This is a genomic window from Bradyrhizobium sp. (genome assembly GCF_016219575.1).
Classification (GTDB): Bacteria; Pseudomonadota; Alphaproteobacteria; order Rhizobiales; family Xanthobacteraceae; genus Bradyrhizobium.
Genome location: NZ_JACRMG010000020.1, coordinates 87,647 through 109,780, shown reverse-complemented (window position 1 = coordinate 109,780; position 22,134 = coordinate 87,647). Strand labels below are relative to the sequence as shown.

General features: G+C 65.2%; 22 protein-coding genes. 5 read left to right on the top strand and 17 right to left on the bottom strand.

Translation table 11 applies throughout. The annotated features are described in order from the left end of the window. Positions 1-7: 7 nt before the first annotated feature. The 3 genes from HZB49_RS17425 to HZB49_RS17415 all read right to left on the bottom strand — a co-directional run bounded on the left by HZB49_RS17425 (position 8) and on the right by HZB49_RS17415 (position 1,882). Positions 8-733, bottom strand: coding sequence for a cyclic nucleotide-binding domain-containing protein (locus tag HZB49_RS17425; RefSeq protein ID WP_291613526.1), 726 nt, complete (start codon positions 731-733; stop codon positions 8-10). A gap of 143 nt (positions 734-876) precedes the next feature. After that, the gene (locus HZB49_RS17420; RefSeq protein WP_291613525.1) at positions 877-1,347 is read right to left on the bottom strand and encodes an Rrf2 family transcriptional regulator; all 471 of its coding nucleotides are present in this window, start codon (positions 1,345-1,347) and stop codon (positions 877-879) included. Between the two features lie 55 nt (positions 1,348-1,402). Continuing rightward, on the bottom strand, positions 1,403-1,882 hold the full coding sequence (locus HZB49_RS17415) for a GNAT family N-acetyltransferase (protein ID WP_291613524.1): 480 nt from the start codon (positions 1,880-1,882) through the stop codon (positions 1,403-1,405). Between the two features lie 130 nt (positions 1,883-2,012). Between HZB49_RS17415 and HZB49_RS17410 the strand changes: the two genes are divergently transcribed. Then, complete coding sequence (locus HZB49_RS17410; protein ID WP_291613522.1) at positions 2,013-2,267, top strand: DUF2249 domain-containing protein; 255 nt, start codon at positions 2,013-2,015, stop codon at positions 2,265-2,267. Then, the gene (locus HZB49_RS17405) at positions 2,264-3,535 is read left to right on the top strand and encodes a hypothetical protein (protein WP_291613521.1); all 1,272 of its coding nucleotides are present in this window, start codon (positions 2,264-2,266) and stop codon (positions 3,533-3,535) included. The genes HZB49_RS17410 and HZB49_RS17405 overlap by 4 nt, the downstream gene beginning before the upstream one ends. A gap of 24 nt (positions 3,536-3,559) precedes the next feature. Here HZB49_RS17405 and HZB49_RS17400 read toward each other — a convergent pair whose 3' ends face one another. Genes HZB49_RS17400 through had form a run of 11 tightly spaced genes read right to left on the bottom strand, consistent with a single transcriptional unit; the run spans position 3,560 to position 13,115 of the window. Beyond that, positions 3,560-4,102 (bottom strand): GNAT family N-acetyltransferase, encoded by a 543-nt coding sequence (locus HZB49_RS17400; protein WP_291613519.1) that lies wholly within the window; start codon positions 4,100-4,102, stop codon positions 3,560-3,562. Positions 4,103-4,124: 22 nt separating this feature from the next. Further along, entirely contained in the window at positions 4,125-4,610 is a 486-nt protein-coding gene (locus HZB49_RS17395; protein ID WP_291613517.1) for a GNAT family N-acetyltransferase, read from the bottom strand. A 7-nt stretch (positions 4,611-4,617) separates the two neighbouring features. After that, positions 4,618-5,121, bottom strand: a complete 504-nt coding sequence (locus tag HZB49_RS17390; protein ID WP_291613515.1) for a hemerythrin domain-containing protein — start codon at positions 5,119-5,121, stop codon at positions 4,618-4,620. 49 nt (positions 5,122-5,170) lie between these two features. Beyond that, positions 5,171-5,416, bottom strand: a complete 246-nt coding sequence (locus HZB49_RS17385) for a YfhL family 4Fe-4S dicluster ferredoxin (protein ID WP_291613513.1) — start codon at positions 5,414-5,416, stop codon at positions 5,171-5,173. An 18-nt stretch (positions 5,417-5,434) separates the two neighbouring features. Beyond that, positions 5,435-6,280, bottom strand: coding sequence for a benzoyl-CoA reductase subunit D (bcrD, locus tag HZB49_RS17380; RefSeq protein ID WP_291613511.1), 846 nt, complete (start codon positions 6,278-6,280; stop codon positions 5,435-5,437). Beyond that, a complete protein-coding gene (gene bcrA, locus HZB49_RS17375) occupies positions 6,277-7,608 on the bottom strand; it encodes a benzoyl-CoA reductase subunit A (protein ID WP_291613510.1) in 1,332 nt (443 codons plus the stop codon). Before bcrA ends, bcrD begins: the two co-directional genes overlap by 4 nt. 10 nt (positions 7,609-7,618) lie before the next feature. Further along, positions 7,619-8,947 (bottom strand): benzoyl-CoA reductase subunit B, encoded by a 1,329-nt coding sequence (gene bcrB / locus HZB49_RS17370; RefSeq protein WP_291613508.1) that lies wholly within the window; start codon positions 8,945-8,947, stop codon positions 7,619-7,621. Continuing rightward, a complete protein-coding gene (gene bcrC, locus HZB49_RS17365) occupies positions 8,944-10,131 on the bottom strand; it encodes a benzoyl-CoA reductase subunit C (protein WP_291613506.1) in 1,188 nt (395 codons plus the stop codon). Before bcrC ends, bcrB begins: the two co-directional genes overlap by 4 nt. Further along, positions 10,116-10,883 (bottom strand): cyclohexa-1,5-dienecarbonyl-CoA hydratase, encoded by a 768-nt coding sequence (locus tag HZB49_RS17360; protein WP_291613505.1) that lies wholly within the window; start codon positions 10,881-10,883, stop codon positions 10,116-10,118. Before HZB49_RS17360 ends, bcrC begins: the two co-directional genes overlap by 16 nt. A gap of 2 nt (positions 10,884-10,885) precedes the next feature. Continuing rightward, positions 10,886-12,031 (bottom strand): 6-oxocyclohex-1-ene-1-carbonyl-CoA hydratase, encoded by a 1,146-nt coding sequence (gene oah / locus HZB49_RS17355; RefSeq protein WP_291613503.1) that lies wholly within the window; start codon positions 12,029-12,031, stop codon positions 10,886-10,888. A gap of 10 nt (positions 12,032-12,041) precedes the next feature. Then, positions 12,042-13,115, bottom strand: coding sequence for a 6-hydroxycyclohex-1-ene-1-carbonyl-CoA dehydrogenase (gene had, locus HZB49_RS17350; protein WP_291613501.1), 1,074 nt, complete (start codon positions 13,113-13,115; stop codon positions 12,042-12,044). Between the two features lie 180 nt (positions 13,116-13,295). Here had and HZB49_RS17345 point away from each other — a divergent pair, with 180 nt between their 5' ends. Genes HZB49_RS17345 through HZB49_RS17335 form a run of 3 tightly spaced genes read left to right on the top strand, consistent with a single transcriptional unit; the run spans position 13,296 to position 16,380 of the window. Beyond that, a complete protein-coding gene (locus tag HZB49_RS17345) occupies positions 13,296-15,014 on the top strand; it encodes a 2-oxoacid:acceptor oxidoreductase subunit alpha (RefSeq protein WP_291613499.1) in 1,719 nt (572 codons plus the stop codon). Between the two features lie 2 nt (positions 15,015-15,016). Next, a complete protein-coding gene (locus tag HZB49_RS17340) occupies positions 15,017-15,853 on the top strand; it encodes a 2-oxoacid:ferredoxin oxidoreductase subunit beta (RefSeq protein ID WP_291613497.1) in 837 nt (278 codons plus the stop codon). Further along, positions 15,850-16,380, top strand: coding sequence for a ferritin family protein (locus HZB49_RS17335; protein ID WP_291613495.1), 531 nt, complete (start codon positions 15,850-15,852; stop codon positions 16,378-16,380). Before HZB49_RS17340 ends, HZB49_RS17335 begins: the two co-directional genes overlap by 4 nt. 13 nt (positions 16,381-16,393) lie before the next feature. Here the strand turns inward: HZB49_RS17335 and HZB49_RS17330 are convergent, their stop codons facing one another. The 3 genes from HZB49_RS17330 to HZB49_RS17320 are packed head-to-tail and all read right to left on the bottom strand — an operon-like array spanning position 16,394 to position 22,133. After that, positions 16,394-17,734, bottom strand: coding sequence for a phenylacetate--CoA ligase (locus HZB49_RS17330; protein WP_291613493.1), 1,341 nt, complete (start codon positions 17,732-17,734; stop codon positions 16,394-16,396). Positions 17,735-17,757: 23 nt separating this feature from the next. Further along, positions 17,758-19,383 (bottom strand): 4Fe-4S dicluster domain-containing protein, encoded by a 1,626-nt coding sequence (locus HZB49_RS17325; protein ID WP_291613491.1) that lies wholly within the window; start codon positions 19,381-19,383, stop codon positions 17,758-17,760. Then, positions 19,380-22,133, bottom strand: a complete 2,754-nt coding sequence (locus HZB49_RS17320) for a molybdopterin-dependent oxidoreductase (RefSeq protein WP_291613489.1) — start codon at positions 22,131-22,133, stop codon at positions 19,380-19,382. The genes HZB49_RS17325 and HZB49_RS17320 overlap by 4 nt, the downstream gene beginning before the upstream one ends. Position 22,134: the final 1 nt, after the last annotated feature.

The following is a 22,134-nucleotide window of genomic DNA, read 5'->3' as shown; positions in this document are numbered from 1 at the left end:
CTGCGCCTCAACGTACCGGCCGCAAGGTGCCCCGCACCGCGTTGCGGGCGTCCGCCGCGATCCGGCGCAGCTCTTCAATATCCTTGACGTTGACCTGAGACGCATTGATGGTCACCCCCACGCCCCTCAACTTCGCGAAGGCACGCGACAGCGATTCCGGCGTGAGGCCGAGCCTGCCCGCGATCAGGATCTTGTCGTAGGGCAACGCCAGCGCGCAGTGGCCGTGCTCGGCCAGCGACAGCGAGGCGAGAAACTCGGCGACCCTCTGCACACCGCTCTGCGCCTTGAGCTGCTCGACCTGCTGCACGAGATGATGCATGCGCTGCGAGACCGATGCGACCATTGCCAGCGCAATATCCGGGGTCTGGCGGATGCAGCGGATCAGGTGGTCGGCGGGGATGCGTGCGACGCGCGCGATGTTGACCGCTTCCGCGCTCGCGATGTACCGGTTTCCGGAGAAGGCGACGGCCTCTGCAAAGCTGTCGCCTTTCTGCATCATGTCGATCACGGTTTCGTCGCCGGCCTGGGTGCTACGGGAGATCTTCAGCCAGCCATCGATCACGATGAAGAACGCGGTCGCCGGGTCGTCCTGCCGCATGATCGTTTCGTGCGGCCGCAGCATGCTGGCGGTCGCCGGCGCGATGATGTGCTGAACCGTCTCCGGCTTCAGCCCTCTGAACACCGCAACGCGGTTGATGACCTGCAAATCGCCGGCTGTCAGCTTTGAAGACATTGCAAGGTCTCCGGACAAACCCGGCTTATTGGGACGGCTCACCGATTGGGCTGCATTGATCCCGATCAAACCGCCCAGCGAAATATTCTTGCTGCGATGCACGCCAGCTGCAAATGCCTCGCGCTGGCATTACCACCTGTGCGTCAGCGTACCGGCCGCAGCGGCGCGCCCTTCCTGCGCGAGGAACCTGCCTCCGCGTTGCGGCTGCCGGCCGCGGCGCGACGGTCCACCAGCTTGCGCATCGTGGCGATCGTGATCGATCCGAGCGTGGCGCGCGCGATATCGTCGATCTCGCCGAGAACATCGCTCAATGTCTGCTCCTCGCGCGTCGCATCCGCGGCGCCCTGCTCGACGGAATTCAGGTCCTCGAACAACTGTGCCACGTCGAGAAGCGTCATTCGCCGTGCATTTCCGGCGAACTGATAGCCGCCTCCCGCACCGCGGACCGAGCGGACGAGACCGGCGCGGCCCAGCACATGCATCACCTTGGCAAGGTGATGGCTGGAAACGCCGTATTTTTCGCCGATCTCGGCGACCGAAAGCTGGCTGCCTTCGCGCGCGGCCAGTTCGAGCACCGCGAAGATGGCAAGCCGGGTCGAAACCTGCAGCCTCATGGCGCCGCCATCGGGATGCGATCCGGTTCAGGACTTTGATTGTCGCGCCGGGTCTTCAATCGAGATCCTTTTCGAGCTGGATGTAAGGGCCTGCGATCATGCCTTCGCTGCGGAAGAACAGCAGGGGAAGACGGCCGTCCCGTGCCACCATCGTACGCATCTTGCCGACACCGGCTTTCCTGAACTCGGCCGAGATGGCTTCGAGGAGCGCGCTGCCGATGCCGTGCAGGCGCGCCTTCGGTTCGACCGACAGGGCAAATACCCAGCCGCAGGGCGAGGATCCGAACTCCCAGGCGCGAACCTCTCCTATGATGAAACCGAGAAAGCCCGGGCCTGCCCCCTCCGCGCGGCCCTCGGCCACCAGAAAGAAGCGCTCGGAATTTCGCTGCTTGCCGTAGCGGCGAAAAATGTCGTTCCAGTATTCCGCCTTGGCGATCTTCGTCACGCGGGTATCGAGCGCGATCACGTGCGAGATGTCGGCGGCTCGCACCCGCCGCACCCGCACAGCCGAATTGATCTCCGTCAATTCCTGCATTTTCCCGGCATCGCCGCTTCCGACACTCAGGAATTCATAGCGCATAATCAAGTATTGTGGTACTGATTTATCTATAGAAGCTGGCTGAGGTGTCGTCATGAGCTGCGCGCGACCAGAGGAGAAATCCCGGATGTGGCGAGCTGACGATGCCGTCCATATCGACGTCCGCGGCCTCGAGCCGCCGGAGCCGATGGTCGCGATCCTGCAGGCGATCGACAGCGGCGAGGCCGATACCGTGCTCGTCGCCCACCTCGATCGCGAGCCGATCTTCCTCTATCCCGAGCTCGAGGACCGCGGCTGGAACCACGAACTCATGCCGTCCCATTGCGGGGACGCCGATTGCGAGGACGGCATCATGCTTCGCATGGAGCGATGGGGTCCATGAACGTCGCGGCGGGCTTTCTCGGCGGCGCGAAGAGCCGGTTGCTGCCTCGCTCGATCCCGTTCAGATTCTTTGCAGCCGCTGCCGCCTTCCATGTCCTGATGTGGATCGAGTTGCTTGCCGGCGCAGGCGAAGCGGTGAGCTTTCGCGGCGGTCTCGGCACTCCCCTGGCATCCCTGCACCTGTTGACCCTCGGCGTCCTGACCATGACGGCGATAGGAGCGTCGGTTCAGCTCCTGCCTGTTGCAACGCGACGCATCCTGCACGCGGTATGGCCGATCAAGCTGATCTTCTGGCTCACCGTGCCGGGACTGGCTGCACTGATCGTCGGCATGCACACCGCGCAAACGGCTATTCTCATTCCGGCCTCCGTCGCCACGGCGGGCGGCCTGCTCGTGTATTGCGCGCTTCTGGCGGACAACTTGCGACGCGCGAGCAGCCTCCCGGTGGTTGGTGCCTACGGCTGGGCCGCACTGGCGATGCTGGTGCTGGTGATCGCGCTCGGGGTCACGCTTTCGATCAACGAAGGAAGCGGCTTCCTCCCGGACCATGGCGCCGTTGCGCTCGCCCACATGATCCTCGGCGGGTTCGGGTTCATGGGCCTGCTCGCGCTCGGCTTCAGCCACATATTGATACCGATGTTTGCACTGGCATCGGCGCCGCCGAAACGGCCGAGCTACGCCAGCCTCGCCGCCGCCTCCGCCGCAATCCTTCTCGGAACGTTCGGAGCGCTCTCGGACAACCGCATCCTGCTGACCGTCGCCCTGCTCGTCGGTCTCGCCGCAGCCGCGCTGCATCTCTGGCTGATGCAGCGCGTGCTCAGGGCCGGGATGCGCAAGCGGCTCGGACTCTCGTTCATCCTCGTGCGTACGGCATGGATCATGCTGCCGGCGACACTTCTTGCCGGTCTGGCCGTGCTGTATGGCCTTGCGGGAAGGAATGGAGCCACCCTGTTCGGCTTCCTGCTGCTGTTCGGTTGGCTGTTGACGTTTCTGGTCGCGATCCTTCAGCGCATCATGCCCTTTCTCGCCTCGATGTTCGCAGCCCCGCAGGCCATGGGCGGCACAGCCATCGTATCAGAACTCGCCAATGTCCGATCGCTCAGGGTCCACGCCGCCTGCCACGGCCTCGCCCTCGCGGCACTGGCTGCCGCAATCCTGCTCGATGATGCGATGATGGCGCGCCTGGGCAGCGCGATCGGCCTGATCGGCGCAATCGCGTTTGCCTGGTTCACGGCCGACGTTATCCGGCGAATCATGCCGGAGAGTTGAACGCGATGCGGACGGCGGCTGCGATCAGTTGAGGGATCGATCGAAGCACAATTGCTGCGAGGGACGGAAACCGCAACTATCCAGGTAAGCCAGCAATTCCCGATCTTCCCAGTCCACTTCCGTCCGCACATTTTCGACGCGCAGCGTGGCGAGATTCATCAGCAATTGAGAGATCAGGGCGTGCCCGACGCCCCGGTTGCGGTAGTCGGGATCGACCCCGATCGTATCGAGCACTGCCGTGGCGTCGACCCGGCCGAATTCGCCGAGATCGACGCGCGCCATGATGAAGCCGACGGGAACGCCGTCGAGTTCGGCAACGAGGGACACCCGCACATCGGAGCCCTTCAGCGCGTCCGCCAGCTTGCGCTCGAAATACGCCCTTCGTTCGTGGCCGGTAATGCGGCGGTCGATCGCCACCAGTGCGGCCAGATCGCTCACCGCCATCGAACGAACCGGAATCCGGTCACGCGCCAGCGGCCCGAAATCCGCCGCGGGCTCGGAGCCATAGCTGATTTCGAATGCTTCTCCGACCTGGTGCGGAATGGCTAATTCGGTGTTTCGGGTCATGCTCATCCATCCAGTCTTGTCTTCACTCGCTATCGACGGGTTCGGGCAGCGGCGTCACGGCGGACCGTTCCAGCACCAGGCGCGGCGCCAGGCTGAAGCCGCAGGCATCGAAGAACCGCAGCAGGGCATGGTCGCTCCAGCCGGCCTGCGACTGCAGCGACCGGACGCCCGCCTTGCGCAGGGCGCCGGTGAGGCCGTCCATCAGGGCATGACCGACGCCTTGCTCGCGATTGCTGGTCATGACCCCGATGGCATCGAGCGTGGCAATCGCAGCTTCGCGACCGAATTCGCCGCGCAGAATGCGAACGAACGCAAAGCCAATCAGGATGCCGTTGCGATCGATGCCGACCTGGACGTAATCCTCCGGATGCTCCCTGGCGTTGGCCAACCGCTTCTCGAAGAAGGCGCGGCGCGGTGCACCGAAATGGCCGGAATCGATGGCAATGACCTGCTCGAGATCGGCCGGACGCAACCGGCGGGTCGCCATATTGACTGCGGTATCGCTCATGGGGACCTCATGCATGTTCGACGTATTCCTGATAGAGCCGGGCCTCGGTTTCGGGATCCATGTTTTCCTCGATCACCGGCAACAACGCCATTTCTTCCTTCTGGACGTGGGCGAGCATGCGATCACTGAGGTCCTGGGCCAGGCGCATGAATTCCTCCCACTCGGCGGGCGTGAAGCCGTTGCTCGCGGCTGCACGCGCAATCGCGGCGACACGAGCACCGATAGGCCGCATCGCCTCATGCTCGCGGGTCAGGTGCTCGCCGATTCCGGCATCGCCCATGGCTTCGAGATAGGCGAAGATGTGATTCTCCTCGAACGCGAAGTGGCGCTCGATCTCCGCCTCCACGCCGCTCGAGAGATCGGACAGCAGGCGCGCGACATTGCCGTCGGCCTTGTCCGGAGGACCGCCGCGGCGCCCGCGCGCCAGCATCTGCTCGACCCGCTCCATCAGCGCGACCGTCGCTCCATGCTCGTCATGCAGGGCCTGGCTGATCCGGTTGGTGAAGCTCATCAGGGATCCTCTGTTCGGACGCGATCCGGCCCGCCGGGGCCGGCAGACATCAGCTGTGCAGCTGCTGGTATTTGAGCAGCAGATCGTCCTGCGATTCTTCCCAGTCCGGGTTGGGCAGGATGCAGTCCGCAGGACAAACCAGCTTGCATTGCGGCTCGTCCTCGGCACCGACGCATTCGGTGCATTTCAGGGGATCGATCACGTAGATCGGATCGCCGGTGGAGATCGCCTGGTTCGGGCACACGGGCTCGCAGGCATCACAGGCCGTGCAGGCTTCATTGATCATCAGCGCCATGGCAATTTCTCCCTATCCTCATGCGGCCCTGGACACGCGGTTGGCCGCCGCGAGCTTCTCGAAGCGGAAAGCCCCCCAGAGAGCGGCCCCGATCGCGCCGGCATAGATCGAATCGTCATGGCTGCGCACGGCGATCTTCATGTCCTTGATGTGCGAGAGATCCTCCTCGATCGCGGCAATCAGCCCGCTGTCGAGCGCGAGACCTCCGGTCACCATGACGGCGCCCTCGCGCGCACCGATCGACTTCAGCAGCTTCGTCAGCCGCGCCGCCATCGAAAGATGGATGCCCTTCAAAATGTTGGGCGTCGAGATTCCGCGCGACACCATGTTGATCACGTCGGTCTCCGCCAGCACGGCGCAAATGCTGCTGACCACTTCAGGCGTCTCGCCCTGGCAGGACAGCGATCCGATCTCTTCCTGCGCAATGCCGAGATAGCGGGCGATGTTCTCCAGGAACTGTCCCGAACCCGATGCGCACTGGCTCGTCATCTTGTAGCTCAAGACCTTGCCGCGCTCGTCGATCAGGATCGCACGGCCGTGCAGCGCGCCGATGTCGAGCGCGGCCCGCGAGTCCGGATTGAGATAGATGGCGCCGCGCGCGTGGGTCGTCATCGAGTAGAAGTGGCCGGTGTGAAACGGCACGCTCTCTCCCTCGCCCGTGGTCGCGACGTAATCGACGTCCTCGGGGCGCATGTTCGCGTCTGCCAGCACGGCATCATAGGCGACGCGCGCCAGCTCCAGCGGGTCGCGCTGGCGGATGCGCATGATGTAGCGCGACAGCCAGGTCTCCTCCCCGTTCTCGACCTTGAACAGGGTCGCCTTGATGGTGCTGGTGCCGATATCGATCCCCGCCGCGATGGTCATTGCTCGCTCCCGTCCGCCTGGCCGAAATGTGCCCGGCGCGCGAACTCCGCCGCGCCGAGCGCGCCGGTATAGATCGAGTCCGGATTGATGTTGATGACGACGTCGCCGTAGTTCTCCTTGATCACCTTGCGCAACTCGCGCACCGCGGCCTCGTTCTTGGCGACCCCGCCGGTGAAGGTGAATTCGTTGGTGATGCCGCCCGAACGCGAAATGATCGAGATCGCGCGCAGGATGATGGCCCGGTGCAATCCGGCCAGGATGTCCTCGCGCTTCTCGCCGAGCGACAGCCGGTCGCGCAGTTCGGCGCCGGCGAACACCGTGCAGGTCGAGTTGATGCGTGCTGGCTTGTCCGACTGCATCGCCATCGGGCCCAGCTCGTGCAGGCCCATGTTCATCTCGTCGGCGATATAGCCGAGATAGCGGCCGCATCCGGCCGCGCAACGGTCATTCATCTGGAAATTCTCGACGATGCCCGCCGTGTCGATCTGAATGCCCTTGGTGTCCTGGCCGCCGATGTCGAGAACAGTGCGCGTCTTCGGATACATCAGATGGGCGCCGAGGCCGTGGCACAGGATTTCCGAGCGGATGTGCTCCTTGGAGAACGGCAGCGTCACGCGGCCATAGCCGGTGCCGACGAGATAAGTTTCCTCCAGCTCGACCGCGAGCGCCTTTTCGATCATCTTCTGGATGTCGGCCGCCGCCGATTTGACCGAAGGCTCGCTCTGCAGCACGCGCCCGAGCGCGCGGCGGAATTTTTCGCTGAGCTCGCCCGCGGGAGGCCGGTTCTCGACCTCGATGATCGACTTGTCGTAGACGTTGAGCAGCAGGTCGTAGGGAAGGCCCGCCTCGCGGGCCACCTCCTCGGCGTGGTTGTGGTAGCGCGATCCCGCGATATCGCGGAAGAAATCCGACTTGCGCTTGGCGCCGGGCGCGTATAGTTCCGGCGCCTCCTTGCGCAGCCGCTGGAACACTTCGCCGAGCGAGCTCTTGACGCCGGACCCGACCTTGGCGAAGCGCTCGCCCTGGATCTGGCCGATGCAGGTCTGCTCGAGGTCGTCGAGCTGCTCGAGGAACTGTTCGAGCCGAAAGGCCCGCTCCAGCGAACCGAGGAAGCTGTCGAGCTCGATCACGCCGTTGGCGTCGCCAAGCGCCCGCCGGAACAGCGTGAATTGCCCGTCGACGCGCGCCTCCTGGCTCGCCACCCGCGCTGCGGTAGCGTAGTTGGAGCGCGAATTGGTGATGCCGTGGCCGATGGGATTGCGGTCCTCATCGAGGAGGACGGCCTTGGTCGTTGTCGAACCAAGATCGATGCCGACGAACGTCTTCATGCATTCCTCCTCAAGCCGCCGCGTTGGCGCCTGAACGCTTCTGGTCGATCATCTGGAAGTAGCTCTCCAAGCGGTTCTTGATGTTCGCCGCCGAGAAGTAGCGGGGATCCACCAGGTCGGATTCGACGAACGCCGCCGGCTTGCCGGTGCGCTTCTCGACCTCGCGCATCATCAGGAGCTGCCCCGCCGAGAAGCTGTTGCAGCTCTTGATCGAGTTGATCAGAAGCCCGTCCGCCTCGTATTCGTTGATGTAGTTCACCAGCATGTCGATACGCATCGGCAGGCTTCGGTTGGTGTAAACGCCGAGGCAGTATTCGGCCAGCGTCTCCAGCGGCTTGCTCGGGTCGTGGCGGAAGCCGAAATCGTAGACGCCGCCGACCTTGGTGTAACTGGAGGCAACGACGACCGCGCCTTCGTCGTAGAACATCTTCCAGAACTGGCGGAAGCTGGTGTAGTTGGGCGGTCCTTCGACGACGAGCCGGTACTTCTCCTTGCCCATGTCGCCATCGGGCGTGACCGGGCCCTGACCCTTGGCGAGGCGGTCCTCGACTTCCTCGCGCAGGAAGCGGTAATAGTCGATCGCATCCTGGGTGCCGCGGAATGCGCCGAAGATCGGCCCGATGTAGTAGATGCCGCCGAAATAGGCGTCGATCGGCGACGGCTTGGCCTTGGCGCTCTGCAGCACGCGCACCAGATCGTCCTCGGCCTTGCTGGATCTCTTCAGGTTCTCGCGCAGCCGGTCGATATCGAACTTGACGCCGGAGACGCGTTCGAGCGTCGGAATCACCTCCTCGCGGAGCTGCTTCACCATGTAGTCGATCATGCCCTTGGTGATCTTGCCGTCGCCCATATAGGGCGTGTGCAGCATGATGGTTTCGCACTTGTACTGCTCGCGCAGCAGCTCGAACCACTTCATGAAAGTGAAGCAGCCGGTATAGGAGAGCAGCAGTACGTCCGGATTGGGAAACTTCTTGCCGTTGGGCGCGATGTTGCCCTTGGCCATCATCCCGATGTCGGACTTCACATAGGTACAGACGTCCTCGGAATGACCGATCTTCTCCGCCTCCAGCACGTAGCTGCCGCTGACGCGGCGCAGGCCGTTCTGAATGGCGTTGACCTCCGGCAGGTTGTTCAGCAGGTCGAAGCACATGACCAGTTCGTTGAGATTGCCGGGGACGAAGGTTGCCGCCACCTTGGCGCCGGTCTCCGGCGCGCTGGTCAGGCGATCGTAATGCGCAGCCATCATCTCCTTCTGCTTCAGCATGGAGGCGTCCTTGATCACCTCCTTTGCCGGCGCTCTTGCCGCCGCCTTCGGCGTCGCCACCTTCACCGTCGTCATGCTGCGCTCCATAGTTTGATCGAATCTGCGAATGTGCCGGCCTGCTCCCTGATCGGCTGCATCTGGCCGGAGTTCTCGGCGTACTTGAACGCGATGTAGGGAATGCCGGCTTCCTTGAGCACGTGCTGCAGCATCGGCCGTTCGAGCAGCGCGGGATCGCAGAAGCTCGGGGCCGCGAAGATCACGCCTTCCGCCGCGGTGCGCTTGACCGCGCGAACGAGATGCTGCCCCTTCTCCTTCTGGTTCGGCTCATACTTGGCCGCCGTCGATTCGGAATGGTGCAGGAAGGCGCTGGAAAGGTTGCGCAGCGGGTCGCCCTCGATCTCGACATCGCCGGTCAGCCAGCGGGTGACCAGCAAGAGATCGTCGTCCACCACGTAGCAGCCGGACAGCTCCAGCGACTTGATGAGATTGAGCGGCGGCTGCTCGCAGAACATGCCGGTGAGCACGACGCGGCAATTGTCGCGCATCGGCCGCTCCTCCGCCCGCGCGGCGGCAAGATAGTGGCGCAGCAGGGCGCTATGCTCCTCGACCGGAAGCAGGAGGCCGGCGCGCACCATCAGATAGACCTCGGCGGCCGGCGCCTGCCAGGGCCGCTCGGCACGCAGCGCGTAGAGCTCGCGGATCAGCCTGCGATTGTCGTTATAGACCGCGATCGAACTGCGCAGCTCGTCGTCGGTGATCGGCTTGCCGCGGAGCTCGCCGAGATCGTGCCTGAGCTCGGCCAGCTCATTGATGTAGAAATTGCCGCCGATGTCGTCACGGTAGTTCTGCGGCACGTCGAAGTACCGCGAATACACTTTCGGAAACATCAGCTTCCACATGCCCGACAGATTGCGGATCACGTCGCAGATCGACGGGAACAGCATGCCGTCGACGAAATCCAGCCGGCCCGACACGCCGAGCTCGATGGTCGAGCGCGGGATCCGGCAAATGTAGCTCTGGTAATAGGCGTCGCCGTGGATCACCTCGAGCTGGTCGCCGCCGCCGACAATGCCGAGCGGCAGCATGTCCGCGGCATGAATCAGCTCGCGCGGCACGTAGATCGGCATGTAGCCGACCACCTTGCGGCCGGGAACGGCCTCCTTCCATGCGCGGGCCGTGCCGAAGGAGAGATCCTCGAACAGCGCGTTGGCGCGGGCGACGATGTCGGCCGTAGCCTGTGGGTTCAGCGATGTTGCCATTGCGGCGGCCTCTTTGCGATGAATGCCTCAAGACCAGCCACGGCATCGTGGGTGGCCATCAACTCGTCGAGATAAAGCCCTTCAACGGTCCGGAGCTTGTCCCTGACGCGCGCGACATAGTCGAGCCGCGCGGCCTTGACCGCGTAGCGCAGCGAGCTCGCGCTCTTCGGCCCGAGATGCTCCTCGAAATAGGCGAGTGCGGTGCGCTCCGGATCGGCGGCCGCCTCGTTGGCAATGCCCATTGCGGCGGCCTCGGTGCCGGTGATGCTGCGGCCGGACGCCAGGAGATCGAGCGCGCGCAGCGGCCCGATCAGTTCCGGCAACAGGCAGCTCGCGGCCGGCGCGAACACGCCGAGCTTCATCTCGGGCTGACCAAGCGCGGCATCGGGCGCCACGAACATCAGATGGCCGGCGAGCGCGACTTCCAGCCCGCCGCCCAGGCATTGCCCGCGTACCGCAACCAGCAGCGGCACCGGGAATTCGATCATCCGCAGCACCAGGCTGTGCAGCCCGGCCAGCATCGCGGCGCATTGCCCGGGCATGTGCTCCTCGACGCTGGCGCCGAAGCTGAAATGCGGCCCTTCGGCGTCGAGCAGCACCGCGCCGAGCTGGCCGTCGCCGCCGTGGCGCGCCAACGCCGCATCGAGCGCCGCGATCATCGCGGCGTCGATGAGATTGGCCTTGGGCCGGCTGAGCCGCAGCCGCAGCAAGCGGCCTTCTGCCTCCGACCAGATCTTCAGCGGCTCGGTCACGTCTATGCCCTCGCCCGCGGCTGGATGCTTTCGGTCAGTTCGTTCGTCCAGGGCGAATTGGCGGCGAGCGCCTGGCGCAGCGCCACGAAATCGATCTCCCTGCCGGTCTCGCGCGTGCCTTCATTGAAGGCGCGGAAGCCGGCGCGCGCTTCGGTCATCATATTCAGCGCCAGCCAGTCGCGCGCATTCTCCTTGTTGGCGTTCCAGGCGTTGAGCTTCGGCTTGCGCAGTTCCTCGACCGTCTTGGTGGTGCATTCCGGGAACGTGTAGAGAAGCTTGGTGCAGAGCGCCTCGACCCGTTCGTCGAGCAGGCTGAGATCGACGGTGCCGCGCTTCAGCAGAGCCTGCCCTTCGGCGGCTGCCGCACCCGTCTTGAACTCGCCGTGGATGATGCGGCCATTTTCGTCGAGGAACCGGTCGGTGCAGACCGAGGGATTGGCGACGAACTTCCCGTCGACCTTCAGGGCGGGCACGATCTCGCTGACGATGCCGAGGCGATAGGCCTTGTGCGCCGAGAACGGCTCGCAGAGCAGGCCGGAAACCATCGCCTGCTCGCAGCCGATCATGTAGGGAAGGAAGTCGGTCGCGCCGCCGATCGGCGCCGAGCCGTGCTTGGGTCCGGCCTGGCCGAAGCGGGCGAGGTCCTGCGCTATCGAGAAATCGCAGGCCATGCCGATCTCCTGGCCGCCGCCGATCCGCATGCCGTTGACGCGGCAGACCACCGGCTTGTCGCAACCGATGATGGCCGAGACCATGTCGTTGAACAGCCGCATATAGCCCCGGTACTCCTGGGGATTGCCGGCGTAGTACTCGGCATATTCCTTGGTGTTGCCGCCGGTGCAGAACGCCTTGTCGCCGGCACCGGTGAAGACCACGGCCACCACATCGCGCGCGGCGCTCGCGGCGCGAAACGCCAGGATCGTCGCCTTCACCATGTCCGTGGTGTAGGAGTTGAACTGGTTCTGGTTGTCGAGCGTGATCCAGGCGTTGAACAGTCCGGGCACCGGCTTGCCGTCGATGCCCTTCACCGGCCGCTTCTCGTAATGCACGCTCCTGGAAATGGTTTCGCGCACCGCGTCGGAGACGAGGTTGTGGTCCTTGGCTTCGCTGTCCCGCGGGGCGATGGCTCGGGCGGCAGTGGCGGTCATGGGCTGGTCCTCACTGTTCGGGAACGAGTACGGCCCGGCGCTTCAGCGCGCCGGCATGAGCCGCCTCGAACACCTGATTGATCTCTTTGAGCGGATGCTTCTCGACGAACTGGCCGACCTTGACGCGGCCGTCCATGACGAGCTCGAGCGCCGCCGGATACATGTCGGGCGGGCAACCCCAATTGCCGATCGCCCGCGCGTGGAACGCCATAAGGTTGGAGAGCCGGATCTCCACCTTGTCCATCGTGAACCCGACCACGGCCAGCGTCGCGCCGTGATTGATCAGGCTGAACGCAGTTTCCTGGCCGGCGCGCGTGCCGGAGCATTCGAAGATGATCCACTCGGTCTGCGGCAGGTTGTGCCGCTTCGCGAATTCCTGGATCGTCGCCTTGATGTCGCGCGGCGTCATCTGCCTGGCATTGAGCGTCAGCGCGATACCGGGACCGGCAATGGCGGCGAGCTTGTCCTCGTTGACGTCGAGCGCGATGACGACGCCGCCGAGCGCAGCCGCGATCTGGGCGGCATAGCCGCCGACGCCACCAACGCCGTTGACGATGACGAGGTCGCCCTTCTTGACGCCGGCCTGCACGACCGCCTGGTAAGGCGTGGTCACCGCGTCGGCGATGACGGAAAGATCGGCCAGTTCGATGCCGACCGCTGCGAGGCGCCGTTCATCGACGACGCAAAGTCCGTGCGCGGGAACGGTGATGTGGGTGGCGAAGCCGCCATGGATGTCGTTGCCCGGCATCTTCTGGTTCGGGCAGATCGTCGCCTTGCCGCGGCGACAGGCGTCACATTTGCCGCACGGGATCACCGCGGGAACGATCACCGCCTTGTCGATGTACCAGAGCGCGTCCGCGCCGGCCTCGATGACGCGGCCGCTGATTTCGTGCCCGAGCGCCAGCGGCAGCGCGTGCTTGGTGCGCACGCCGTCATAATAATAGCCGAGATCGGTGTGGCAGACGCCGCAGCCGGCGATTTCGACCACCACCTCGTCGGCGGCAGGGATGGCGAGTTCGAATTCGGCCGGGACGAGAGGCTTGCCGGTGCCCGTCATCACCCAGCGAACTGGCTTGGCGCTCATACGACATTCCTCCGGTTTGGCGGCTTCGGTCCCGTCGTTCGGGAGGTGCCGGTTTTTTGTCATTCTTTGACCAGTCACCCCCGGGGTGCCTTGACTGACGTCAAGGCAGGGCAAAAAAACGTATTCTAGTACTTAAATACATATTGGAGCGAAAAAGACCCGGATCAGGAGGCAATCGCCATGGCGGCTTCGCCCAGCATCTCGATCGCGATCGTCGGCAGCGGCGGCGCCGGCGCCCTGACCACGGTGAATTTCCTGCTGGAAGTAGCCTGCGCGGCCGGATGGCACGGGCTGTTCACACGCACCCTCGGCCCCCAGATCCGCGGCGGCGAAGCGGCAGGTCTGCTGCGACTGGCGGTGCACCCGGTCGAGTGCCTGCCGGACCAGTTCGACCTCATCATCGGCATCGACTGGCTCAACGCGCACCGTTTCGGCAATGAAATCAAGGCCGGACCGCAGACCCTGGTGATCAGCGATCCGCGCGGCGGCGAACCGCCGCCGATGGTGACCCAATCCGGCGCCCGCGTCGTCGAAGTCGAGATGAAGGAAATCGCCAAGTCGATTTCCGGCGGGCGGCCCAACATGATCGCACTCGGCATCGCCAGCCGGCTCCTGGGATTCACCACCGAGCAGGTGTTCGCGCTGATCGCAAAGCAGCTCGGCGACAAGGGAACTGCCGCCATCGAGGCCAGCCGCGCCGGAATCAAGGCCGGCTTCGAGGCGGCCGCCGGTATCGGGTTCGAGGCGGAGCTTGCCAAGCCGGTTCCGAGCGAGGCCCGCAGATGGCTGCTCTCCGGTAACGAGGCCGCCGCGCTCGGCGCCATTCGCGGCGGCGTCCGGTTTGCCGCCGCCTACCCGATTACGCCGGCGACGGAAATCCTCGAATGGCTTTCGCCGAACCTCACCAAGGTGGGCGGCATCCTGCTGCAGGCCGAGGATGAACTGGCGGCGATCAACATGATCATCGGCTCGTCCTATGGCGGCACGCCGGCTTTGACGGCCACGTCCGGTCCCGGACTCTCCCTGATGATCGAGGCCATTGGGCTTGCCACCGCCGCCGAGATTCCGATCGTGGTCATCGACGTGATGCGCGGCGGGCCTTCCACCGGCATTCCCACCAAGTCCGAGCAGACCGATCTGAATATCGCCATCTATGGCCTGCACGGCGACGCGCCGCATCTCGTGCTGGCGCCGCAGTCGGTCAGCGACAGCCTGTTCACGACACAATGGGCCACTTTTCTCGCCGAAGCGCTGCAGACACCGGCCATCGTGCTGTCGGACCAGTTCATGGGACAGTCCCGCGCCGCGATCGAGCGCCCCGCCGACGTGGCGTTCATCGGCGCCCGGTCGGTCGCCGCCAACATTTCCGGCAGCTACAAGCGCTATGCGCTGGCGCCCGGCGGCGTCTCGGCCATGGCGCTTCCGGGCATGCCGGGCGGTCAATATACCGCCGACGGACTGACCCATACTGAGCTTGGCATCCCGACCAGCGGCGCCGGAGACCATCTCGCGCAGCTCGACAAGCGGCGCGACAAGCTCGATCGCTTCAATTTCGGCGACCATTGGGCAAGCATCGAAGGCAGCGGCGATCTCGCCATCATCACCTGGGGCTCGCTCACCGGCGCTGCGCGGGAAGCGGCAGCCCGCGCGGCCGCCGACGGCGTCAACGTCCGCATGATCGCGCCGCGCCTGCTAGCGCCGGTGCAGCCGGAACGGCTGGCCGCCGCGCTGGAAGGCGTCAGGCGGATCCTGGTCGTCGAACAGACGCATGGCGGCCAGTTCCACCGCTATCTGCGCGCCCACCACGACCTGCCGGCGCCGGTTCGTGCCTTCCATCGACCGGGACCGCTGCCGATCACGGCGGGCGAAATTCATCGCGCCATCATCGATTGGAGTTGACGATGTCAGGCCTCACCACGCGCCTCGCCTGCAAGCCCGCCGATTACAAATCGGACCTGAAGCCGATCTGGTGCCCCGGCTGCGGCGATTATCACGTATTGATGTCGTTCACGCGCGCATTTGCGCAACTGGGCCTACCGTCCGAAAGCATCGCGGTGGTGTCCGGCATCGGCTGCTCGTCGCGCATTCCCGCCTATACGAACTGCTACGGCTTCCATGGCGTGCATGGACGCTCGCTGGCACTCGCCGCCGGACTAAAGGTGACGCGGCCGGATCTGACGGTCGTTGTCGCCAGCGGCGACGGCGACGGCTACTCGATCGGCGGCAATCACTTCCTGCATGCCTGCCGCCGGAACATCGACATGACCTATGTGGTGATGGACAATCGCATCTACGGCATGACCAAGGGGCAACCCTCCCCGACCACGGAGCCGGAATTCGATACCGCGCTGACGCCCGGCGGCACTGGCGTCGCGCCATTCCACCCGCTCGTCGTCGCGCTTGCCTCGGGCGCAAACTTCATCGCCCGCTGCTTCTCCGGCGACCCGAACGAGACCGCCGACGTGCTGGCGGAAGCGATCCGGCATCCCGGGTTTTCCTTCGTCGAGATCCTCAGCCCCTGCGTGACCTTCCGTCCCGATGAGAAGGAATGGAAGGAGCTGGTACGCCCGGCCTCGGTCCCGGCGACCAGCGACCAGGGCAAGGCAGCGCGCCGGCTCATGACGGATGACGGCTTCAATCTCGGCATCCTCTACCGCGGCAATCGCCCGCCGTTCCAGCCTGCGGTCGGAGCCCGCGACGTCGACCTGACGGAGCTGGAGAAGGATTTCGAGCTATGAGCAAGTCATCCGGCCAGCCGAAAATCTCCGGCCTGAACGACCTCCTGGCCGTGGCCTACCAGATCGAGAGCGATGCGGTCGAGCGCTACAATCTGCTGGCCGACCAGATGGAAACGCACAACAACCCGGAACTGGTGAAGATCTTCCGCGATCTCGCCCGCGCCGAGGGCATTCATGGCGAGGAAATCCGCCGCCTCGCAGGCAGTTTCGATGTCGTCAGCCACGCCCGCGAGATGGCGCGGTTCGGCCGAATGGGAAGCCCGGAGGAAGCCGAGCTCGATGCCGCGCATTACCTGATGACGCCCTGGCACGCCCTGCAGCTCTCGCTCGCCGGCGAGGAGCGTGCGCTGGCCTATTTCGCCCGGATCGTGGAGACGGCAACCGATCCCAAGGTGAAGGCGCTGGCGGAGGAACTGGTCGAGGAGGAAGCCGAGCACGTCAATCTGGTGCACCGGCTGCTGCGCCGCTATCCGAAGCCCGCGGATTCCTGGGCCGACGATCCCGATCCGCCGGCGTCGCCGGAGTGAACGCGGCGCCCATTCACTTCGGCGCCTTTCGCTCGTCCTTCACCCGCACCGCCTTGCCCTGCGAGCGCGGCACTTCGCCTTGCCGCTTCACCGCGATGTCGCAGGTCACGCCGATCATCGACTTGATGTGATGACGCACCTCCGCGCCCTTGCGTTTGCGGGCGTCATCGTCGTCCGGCGCGCCCGGCGCCAGCTCCACCTCCACCGTCATGGCATCGAGTGCGCCGGCGCGCGTGAGCACGATCTGGTAGTGCGGTGAAAGCCCGGCAAAGCCGACCAGCACGGCCTCGACCTGCGACGGGTAGACGTTGACCCCGCGGATGATGAGCATGTCGTCGTCGCGCCCGGTGACGCGCATGATGCGCAGATGGGTGCGGCCGCAGGCGCAAGGCGTATCGTCCAGGCGCGTGATGTCGCGCGTCCGGTAGCGGATCATCGGCAGCGCTTCCTTGGTGAGCGTGGTGATGACGAGCTCGCCCGCCTCGCCGAACCGCCGGGGCGCCAGTGTCTCGGGGTCGATCACCTCGAACAGGAAATGGTCTTCCCATCCATGCAGTCCCGACTGCGCGACATGGCATTCGCAGGCAACGCCCGGGCCCATGATTTCCGACAGGCCGTAGATGTCGACGGCCTTGATGCCCAGCCGCTGCTGCAGATCCTGGCGCAGCGCCTCGCTCCAGGGCTCCGCGCCGAACACGCCGCAGCGCAGCGGCGATCGCCGCAAGTCGATCCCCGCCGCTTCCGCCACCTCGGCAATGTTCAGCGCATAGGACGGCGTGGCGCAGAGGATATTCGCGCCGAAATCGTTGAGCAGCTGGACCTGCCGCTCGGTGCCGCCGCCGGACATCGGAACCACGGTGCAGCCGAGCCGTTCCGCGCCGTAATGCGCGCCGAGGCCGCCGGTGAACAGGCCATAGCCGTACGCGTTGTGTATGACGTCGCCGGGCCCGGCTCCGGCGCAACCGAGCGATCGGGCCATCAGACCCGCCCAGCGCTCGAGGTCGCCGCCGGTGTAGCCAACCACGGTCGGCCTTCCCGTCGTCCCGGAAGAAGCATGCAACCGCGTCACCTGCTGGCGCGGGACGGCGAACATTCCGAAGGGATAATTGTCCCGCAGATCGGTCTTGAGCGTGAAGGGAAAGCGGACGATGTCGCCGAGAGACATGAGGCTCTCGGGCTTCACGCCGGCCGCATCGAACGCGCGCCGGTAGTGCGGAACATTGGCATAGGCGTGCTCCAGCGTGCGTTTCAGCCGCTTGAGCTGCAGGCCCGCGAGCGCATCGCGCGACATGGTCTCGGCGGCGTGGTCGAACATGAAGATTTCGGGCTCGCGCAGTGCGCTTTGTCTGGTCATGGCGTGATCTCCCGTTTGCTTCGTTATGGACCGCCTTGCCGGAGCCCCTCGGATGGCAGGATCCACCCCGGCTTGACCGCCGGACCAGCATGACCGGTACCTCGCACGGGCGTGTGCGGCAGCGCAAAACCCTGGTTGTAGCCGGCGCGGGTGATGAGCAGGAATTTGAAACCCAGCCCGGCCGCCGCGGCCGCCACGCCGGCGAGGACGAACAGCGGCTCCACCAGGCTTTGCGCCAGCATGGCGGCGATGACGCCGACGGCGGGAACTGCGAGTCCGCCGATCAGCAGCCACGGCCTGTAGTCATCGAGCACGGCAAGCGCCTTGGTGGGCGCGCCGTCGCGCGTAAGCGCACCACGATAGGTGACCCAAGCTAGTGCGCGGACGGCGGCGAGCGCGACGACGGCGACGGCCGCACCGCGCGTCAACGGCGCAAGCGCCGGCAGCACCGTGCACGCGACAAGGAACGCGCCCGCCCCTTCGGTCAGGCCGGTGGCGACGATCAGCGGCACGATGGGCTGCGCACGCCAGGCGGGGATGCCCTTTGCCTCGCGCAGGATCATGCCCTGGCAAAACAGGAACAGGAGCGCAAGCGCGGCTGCCGCGAGCCACAGCACCGTCATGCCGGTCCACACGGCGGCGAGCGCCAGCGGAAAGAAGACCATGGCGACCCACGCCTCGCGCGACATCCATGAGTATTGCGGCTGACGCAGCACCGACGCCGCCCGCAAGGGGCGGCCGATCTTCATCATCACCAAGAGGAGGCCGAGGCCGACAAGGACCATGGCGAGCAGCCCGAGCAAGGGTGACGGGCCGACGGTCGCCGCCGCGAAGGCTGCAGCAGCGAACAGTCCGGTGCCAACTCCGCCGGTCAGGAAATTGCCTGCCGCCTTCCAGTCCCAATGCTTCTGGTGCCACGGCTCGACGCCACGGGAGCGAATGCGCGACGGCGCCGTCGGCGTGGTCCGGGCGCTGCGTTCCTCAGCGGCGGCCGGCGAACCCGCGTGCTCGTAGAGATAATAGAAACCGGGCCCGGTGCCGATTTCCTCATGCATGCGAAAATGCTTGTGATGCCTCAGCAGCATCGAAACATTGCTGGAGGGATCGTCAAGATCGCCAAAGTGCAACGCGCTGGCGATGCAGGCGTTGGCACAGGCGGGCGTCGCACGCGGATCGACGCCCGGGGTCAGGCCGTTTTCCAGGCCAAAGTCGATGCGATCCGAGCAGAACGTGCATTTCTGCGCGACGCCGAGCCGTGCCGGATCCTCGCGCTCGGCCTCGTGCTGCATCTGTCGCCCTGCGCCATAGGCGAAGTCTGCGGCATCGACCTTGAAGCGCGCCTGATAGGGACAGGCGACGTCGCAATAGGCGCAGCCGATGCAGATGTCGTAGTCGATCGTGACGATGCCATCGGCACGCTTGCGCGTCGCCGTCGAAGGGCAGACCTTCATGCAGGGCGGATCCTCGCAATGCTGGCATCCGACGGGTACATAGGTGCGGGATACTGCCGGATATGAGCCCGCCTCGATATCCAGCACCTTGCGCCATTGCACCGCCGGCGACGTCGCGTTGGTGTGCTTGCAGGCCGCCGTGCAGGTCTGGCAACCGACGCAGCGCTCGAGATCGGCGATCATCGCCCAACGGGTCATGCCGCGCCCCGCAGCTTCGTGACCTTGACCTTGACGAGATCGGCCGCCGAACCAGTGGCATCGGTGAGGTCGAGCAGCATCGGCACCAGCGGATTCATGCTGGGCGCATCGAAGTCCTTGGCGTAGGGCGTCGCCCAGTGCTCGAACTGCCCGATGATCAGCAGCGTATCGGGCCGGATGCCCTCCCGCAGCACGACGCGGCCTTCCGTGGCATTGAGCGGCGAGCGCACCTCGATGCGGTCGCCGTCCTCTATGCCGAGCCTTGCGGCGGCGCTCTCGTTCATCACCACGCTGCCGTGGCCGATGACGTTGTCGGCAACTTCCTTGATCAGCTGCAAGCCGACATTGTTGCCCCACGAGTACTGCATGCTGCGCGAGGTCACCAGCCAGAACGGATAGTCCGAGATGTCGACCTTGAAGTGCTTGGCGAGCGCGTCTTCCCACAATTTGCCGAGGTCGCGCCAATGCGGGATGGCTTCATATTCCTCAAGCTGGCGGTCCCACCAGGTGATGCCCTGCTCGTGCAGGCGGCGGCCGAGCTCCTTGCCGACGCGCAATAGCCGCTCCTGATAGGGTTGCTCGAAGCGCAGGCCCTGCTCGACCAGCCGCGGATAGAGGTACCACATCAGGCGCGGAAACGGCGCGACGCGAAAACCGTGCTCGCGGAACCAGGCGAGACCGTCGCTCGACTGGCCGTCCGTGATCTCCGCGCTCGCGGCGCGGCAGGTGGCATCCCATATCTCCTCGACGCCATGCGGGACAGAAACATCGAGGGAGAAGTCGTAGTTCTTGCCCGACAGCTTGACGCCATGGCCGCCGCGATTGACCGCGGCATTGTAGGCTTCGAGGATGCCGGAGCGGAGCGCCAGCTCGGTTGCGATCCACGTGAAATCGCGCGCCTCGCCCTGCGGCGTGACGGCGGGATCGCGCAACGCAAAACCCTGGTAGTCCCAGAATTGCTCGATGTACTTGGTGCCGCCGATCCGCAGCAGCTGCAGGCCTTCGAGGTCGGTGCAATCAGGCAGCAGCACGTCGGCCATGTGATTGGTCTCGTCGCGCGTCAGCGTAAAGCAGACCGTGAACGGGAAATTGGCGACGGCCTCGCCGATCCGCTTGGTGTCCCAGAACGAGATGACGGGATTGGTGCGGTAGACGAACCACACGTCGGGCGGCGATGCATGCGGGAAATGCTCGAAATCCTCGCTCTGCTGCATCCAGGCGAGATGGGTCGGGCCCAGCGCCTGGCTCCAGGCGGAATTGGCAACCAGCGGCACCAGCGTGCGATGACCGGAGCGCGCGGTGGGACGCGATATCCATGCCTCCTTGCTGGTCGGGTTCATGGGATAGTCCATGAATCCGTCCGGCCCCGGCTTGATGCTCGACCAGCGATTGTCGGCCGGGCGATTGAGCCGCACCGTACTGCCGAGCGTGCCGCCCGGCACTTCGAGCGCGCCGAGCAGGCACGGAATCAGGGTGCGCGCCCAGCAGCATTCATAGCCGCCCCAGCCATTGTTGACGGTCTTGCCGAACGAGATCGATACCGGCCGGTAGGGCAAGGTGACGCCCTCGATCTCGATGGTCTCGCCGACATGGGCGTGGTCGAGGAATTCGTTCGTGATCCGGCGGATGGTGGCGGCCGGCACGTCGCAGATCCAGCTCGCCCACTCCGGCGAATACGACCTCACGTGATCGACAAGGTGCGCGAAGGCCGGACGCGCCTCGATGCCGCGATGCGTGAACAACTCGTTGTCCGGTCCGACCTCGACGCCATCGACCTTGAAACTGCCTTCGAGCGCCGGATCGGCGCCCGGGGTATCGAATGGCACGGCGCGGGCGCTGCCGAGATCGAACATCAGCGGCTTGCGCGTATCGGCGCTGCGCAGAAAATATCCATTCGGCCCGATCAAATAAGGCGACGAGGTGACGTTCTTCAGGAACGGCAGGTCGAGCCGGTCGCGCGCATGCTCGTGCAGCAGCACGTGGATCATGGCGAACAGGAACGCGACGTCGGTCTTGGGCTTGATCGGAATCCATTCGGCCGACGCACCGCCGGTCACGGACAGATGCGGCTCGACCTGCACCCGCTTCATGCCGCGGTTGCGCGCATCGGCATGACGCTTGACGCCGCAAACGCCGCCGGATGCCTCGACATTGGCGCCGAATGACAGCACATATTCGCACAGCGGCGTATCAGGCGCGACGGTGAAAGCGCGGTGCCACAGCTCGCCGTAGAGATGTTCCGAATGCGTGCACTTCACGCCCTGCCCCGAGCCGAAGCTCATGTCGACCGGGCCCCACGCGCCGAGAAACGCTGGCAGCGTCCCCATATAGGCCGTCGGCGTGCCGCCGCCGCCAAAGCTCGCCGCCACGCGCGGATAACCGGCCTTGTCGGTCAGGCCGGCCGCGCGCGCCGCATTGAGTTTTCCGGCGACCAGATCGAGCGCCTCGTCCCACGAGATCGCCACGAAGCCGGGATCCTCGCCGCGCCCCTTCTTCGGATTGGTGCGCTTCATCGGCGTCAGCACGCGGTTGGGCGTGTACGCCTTCTGCACCAGGCCGAACGCCTTGACGCACACCTTGCCGCCGGCCGGATGAATCGTCGCCGCATCGAAGTTCGGGGTCACCTCGGTGGCGACGTTGTCCTCGATGCGTACCTTCAACAGGTCCGGGCCGGCCACGCACTGGTAGCAATAGGTCGAGACGGTTCGCTCGCTATGCTTCGGCCTGCTTGGTGCGGATGTGCCCGGCATG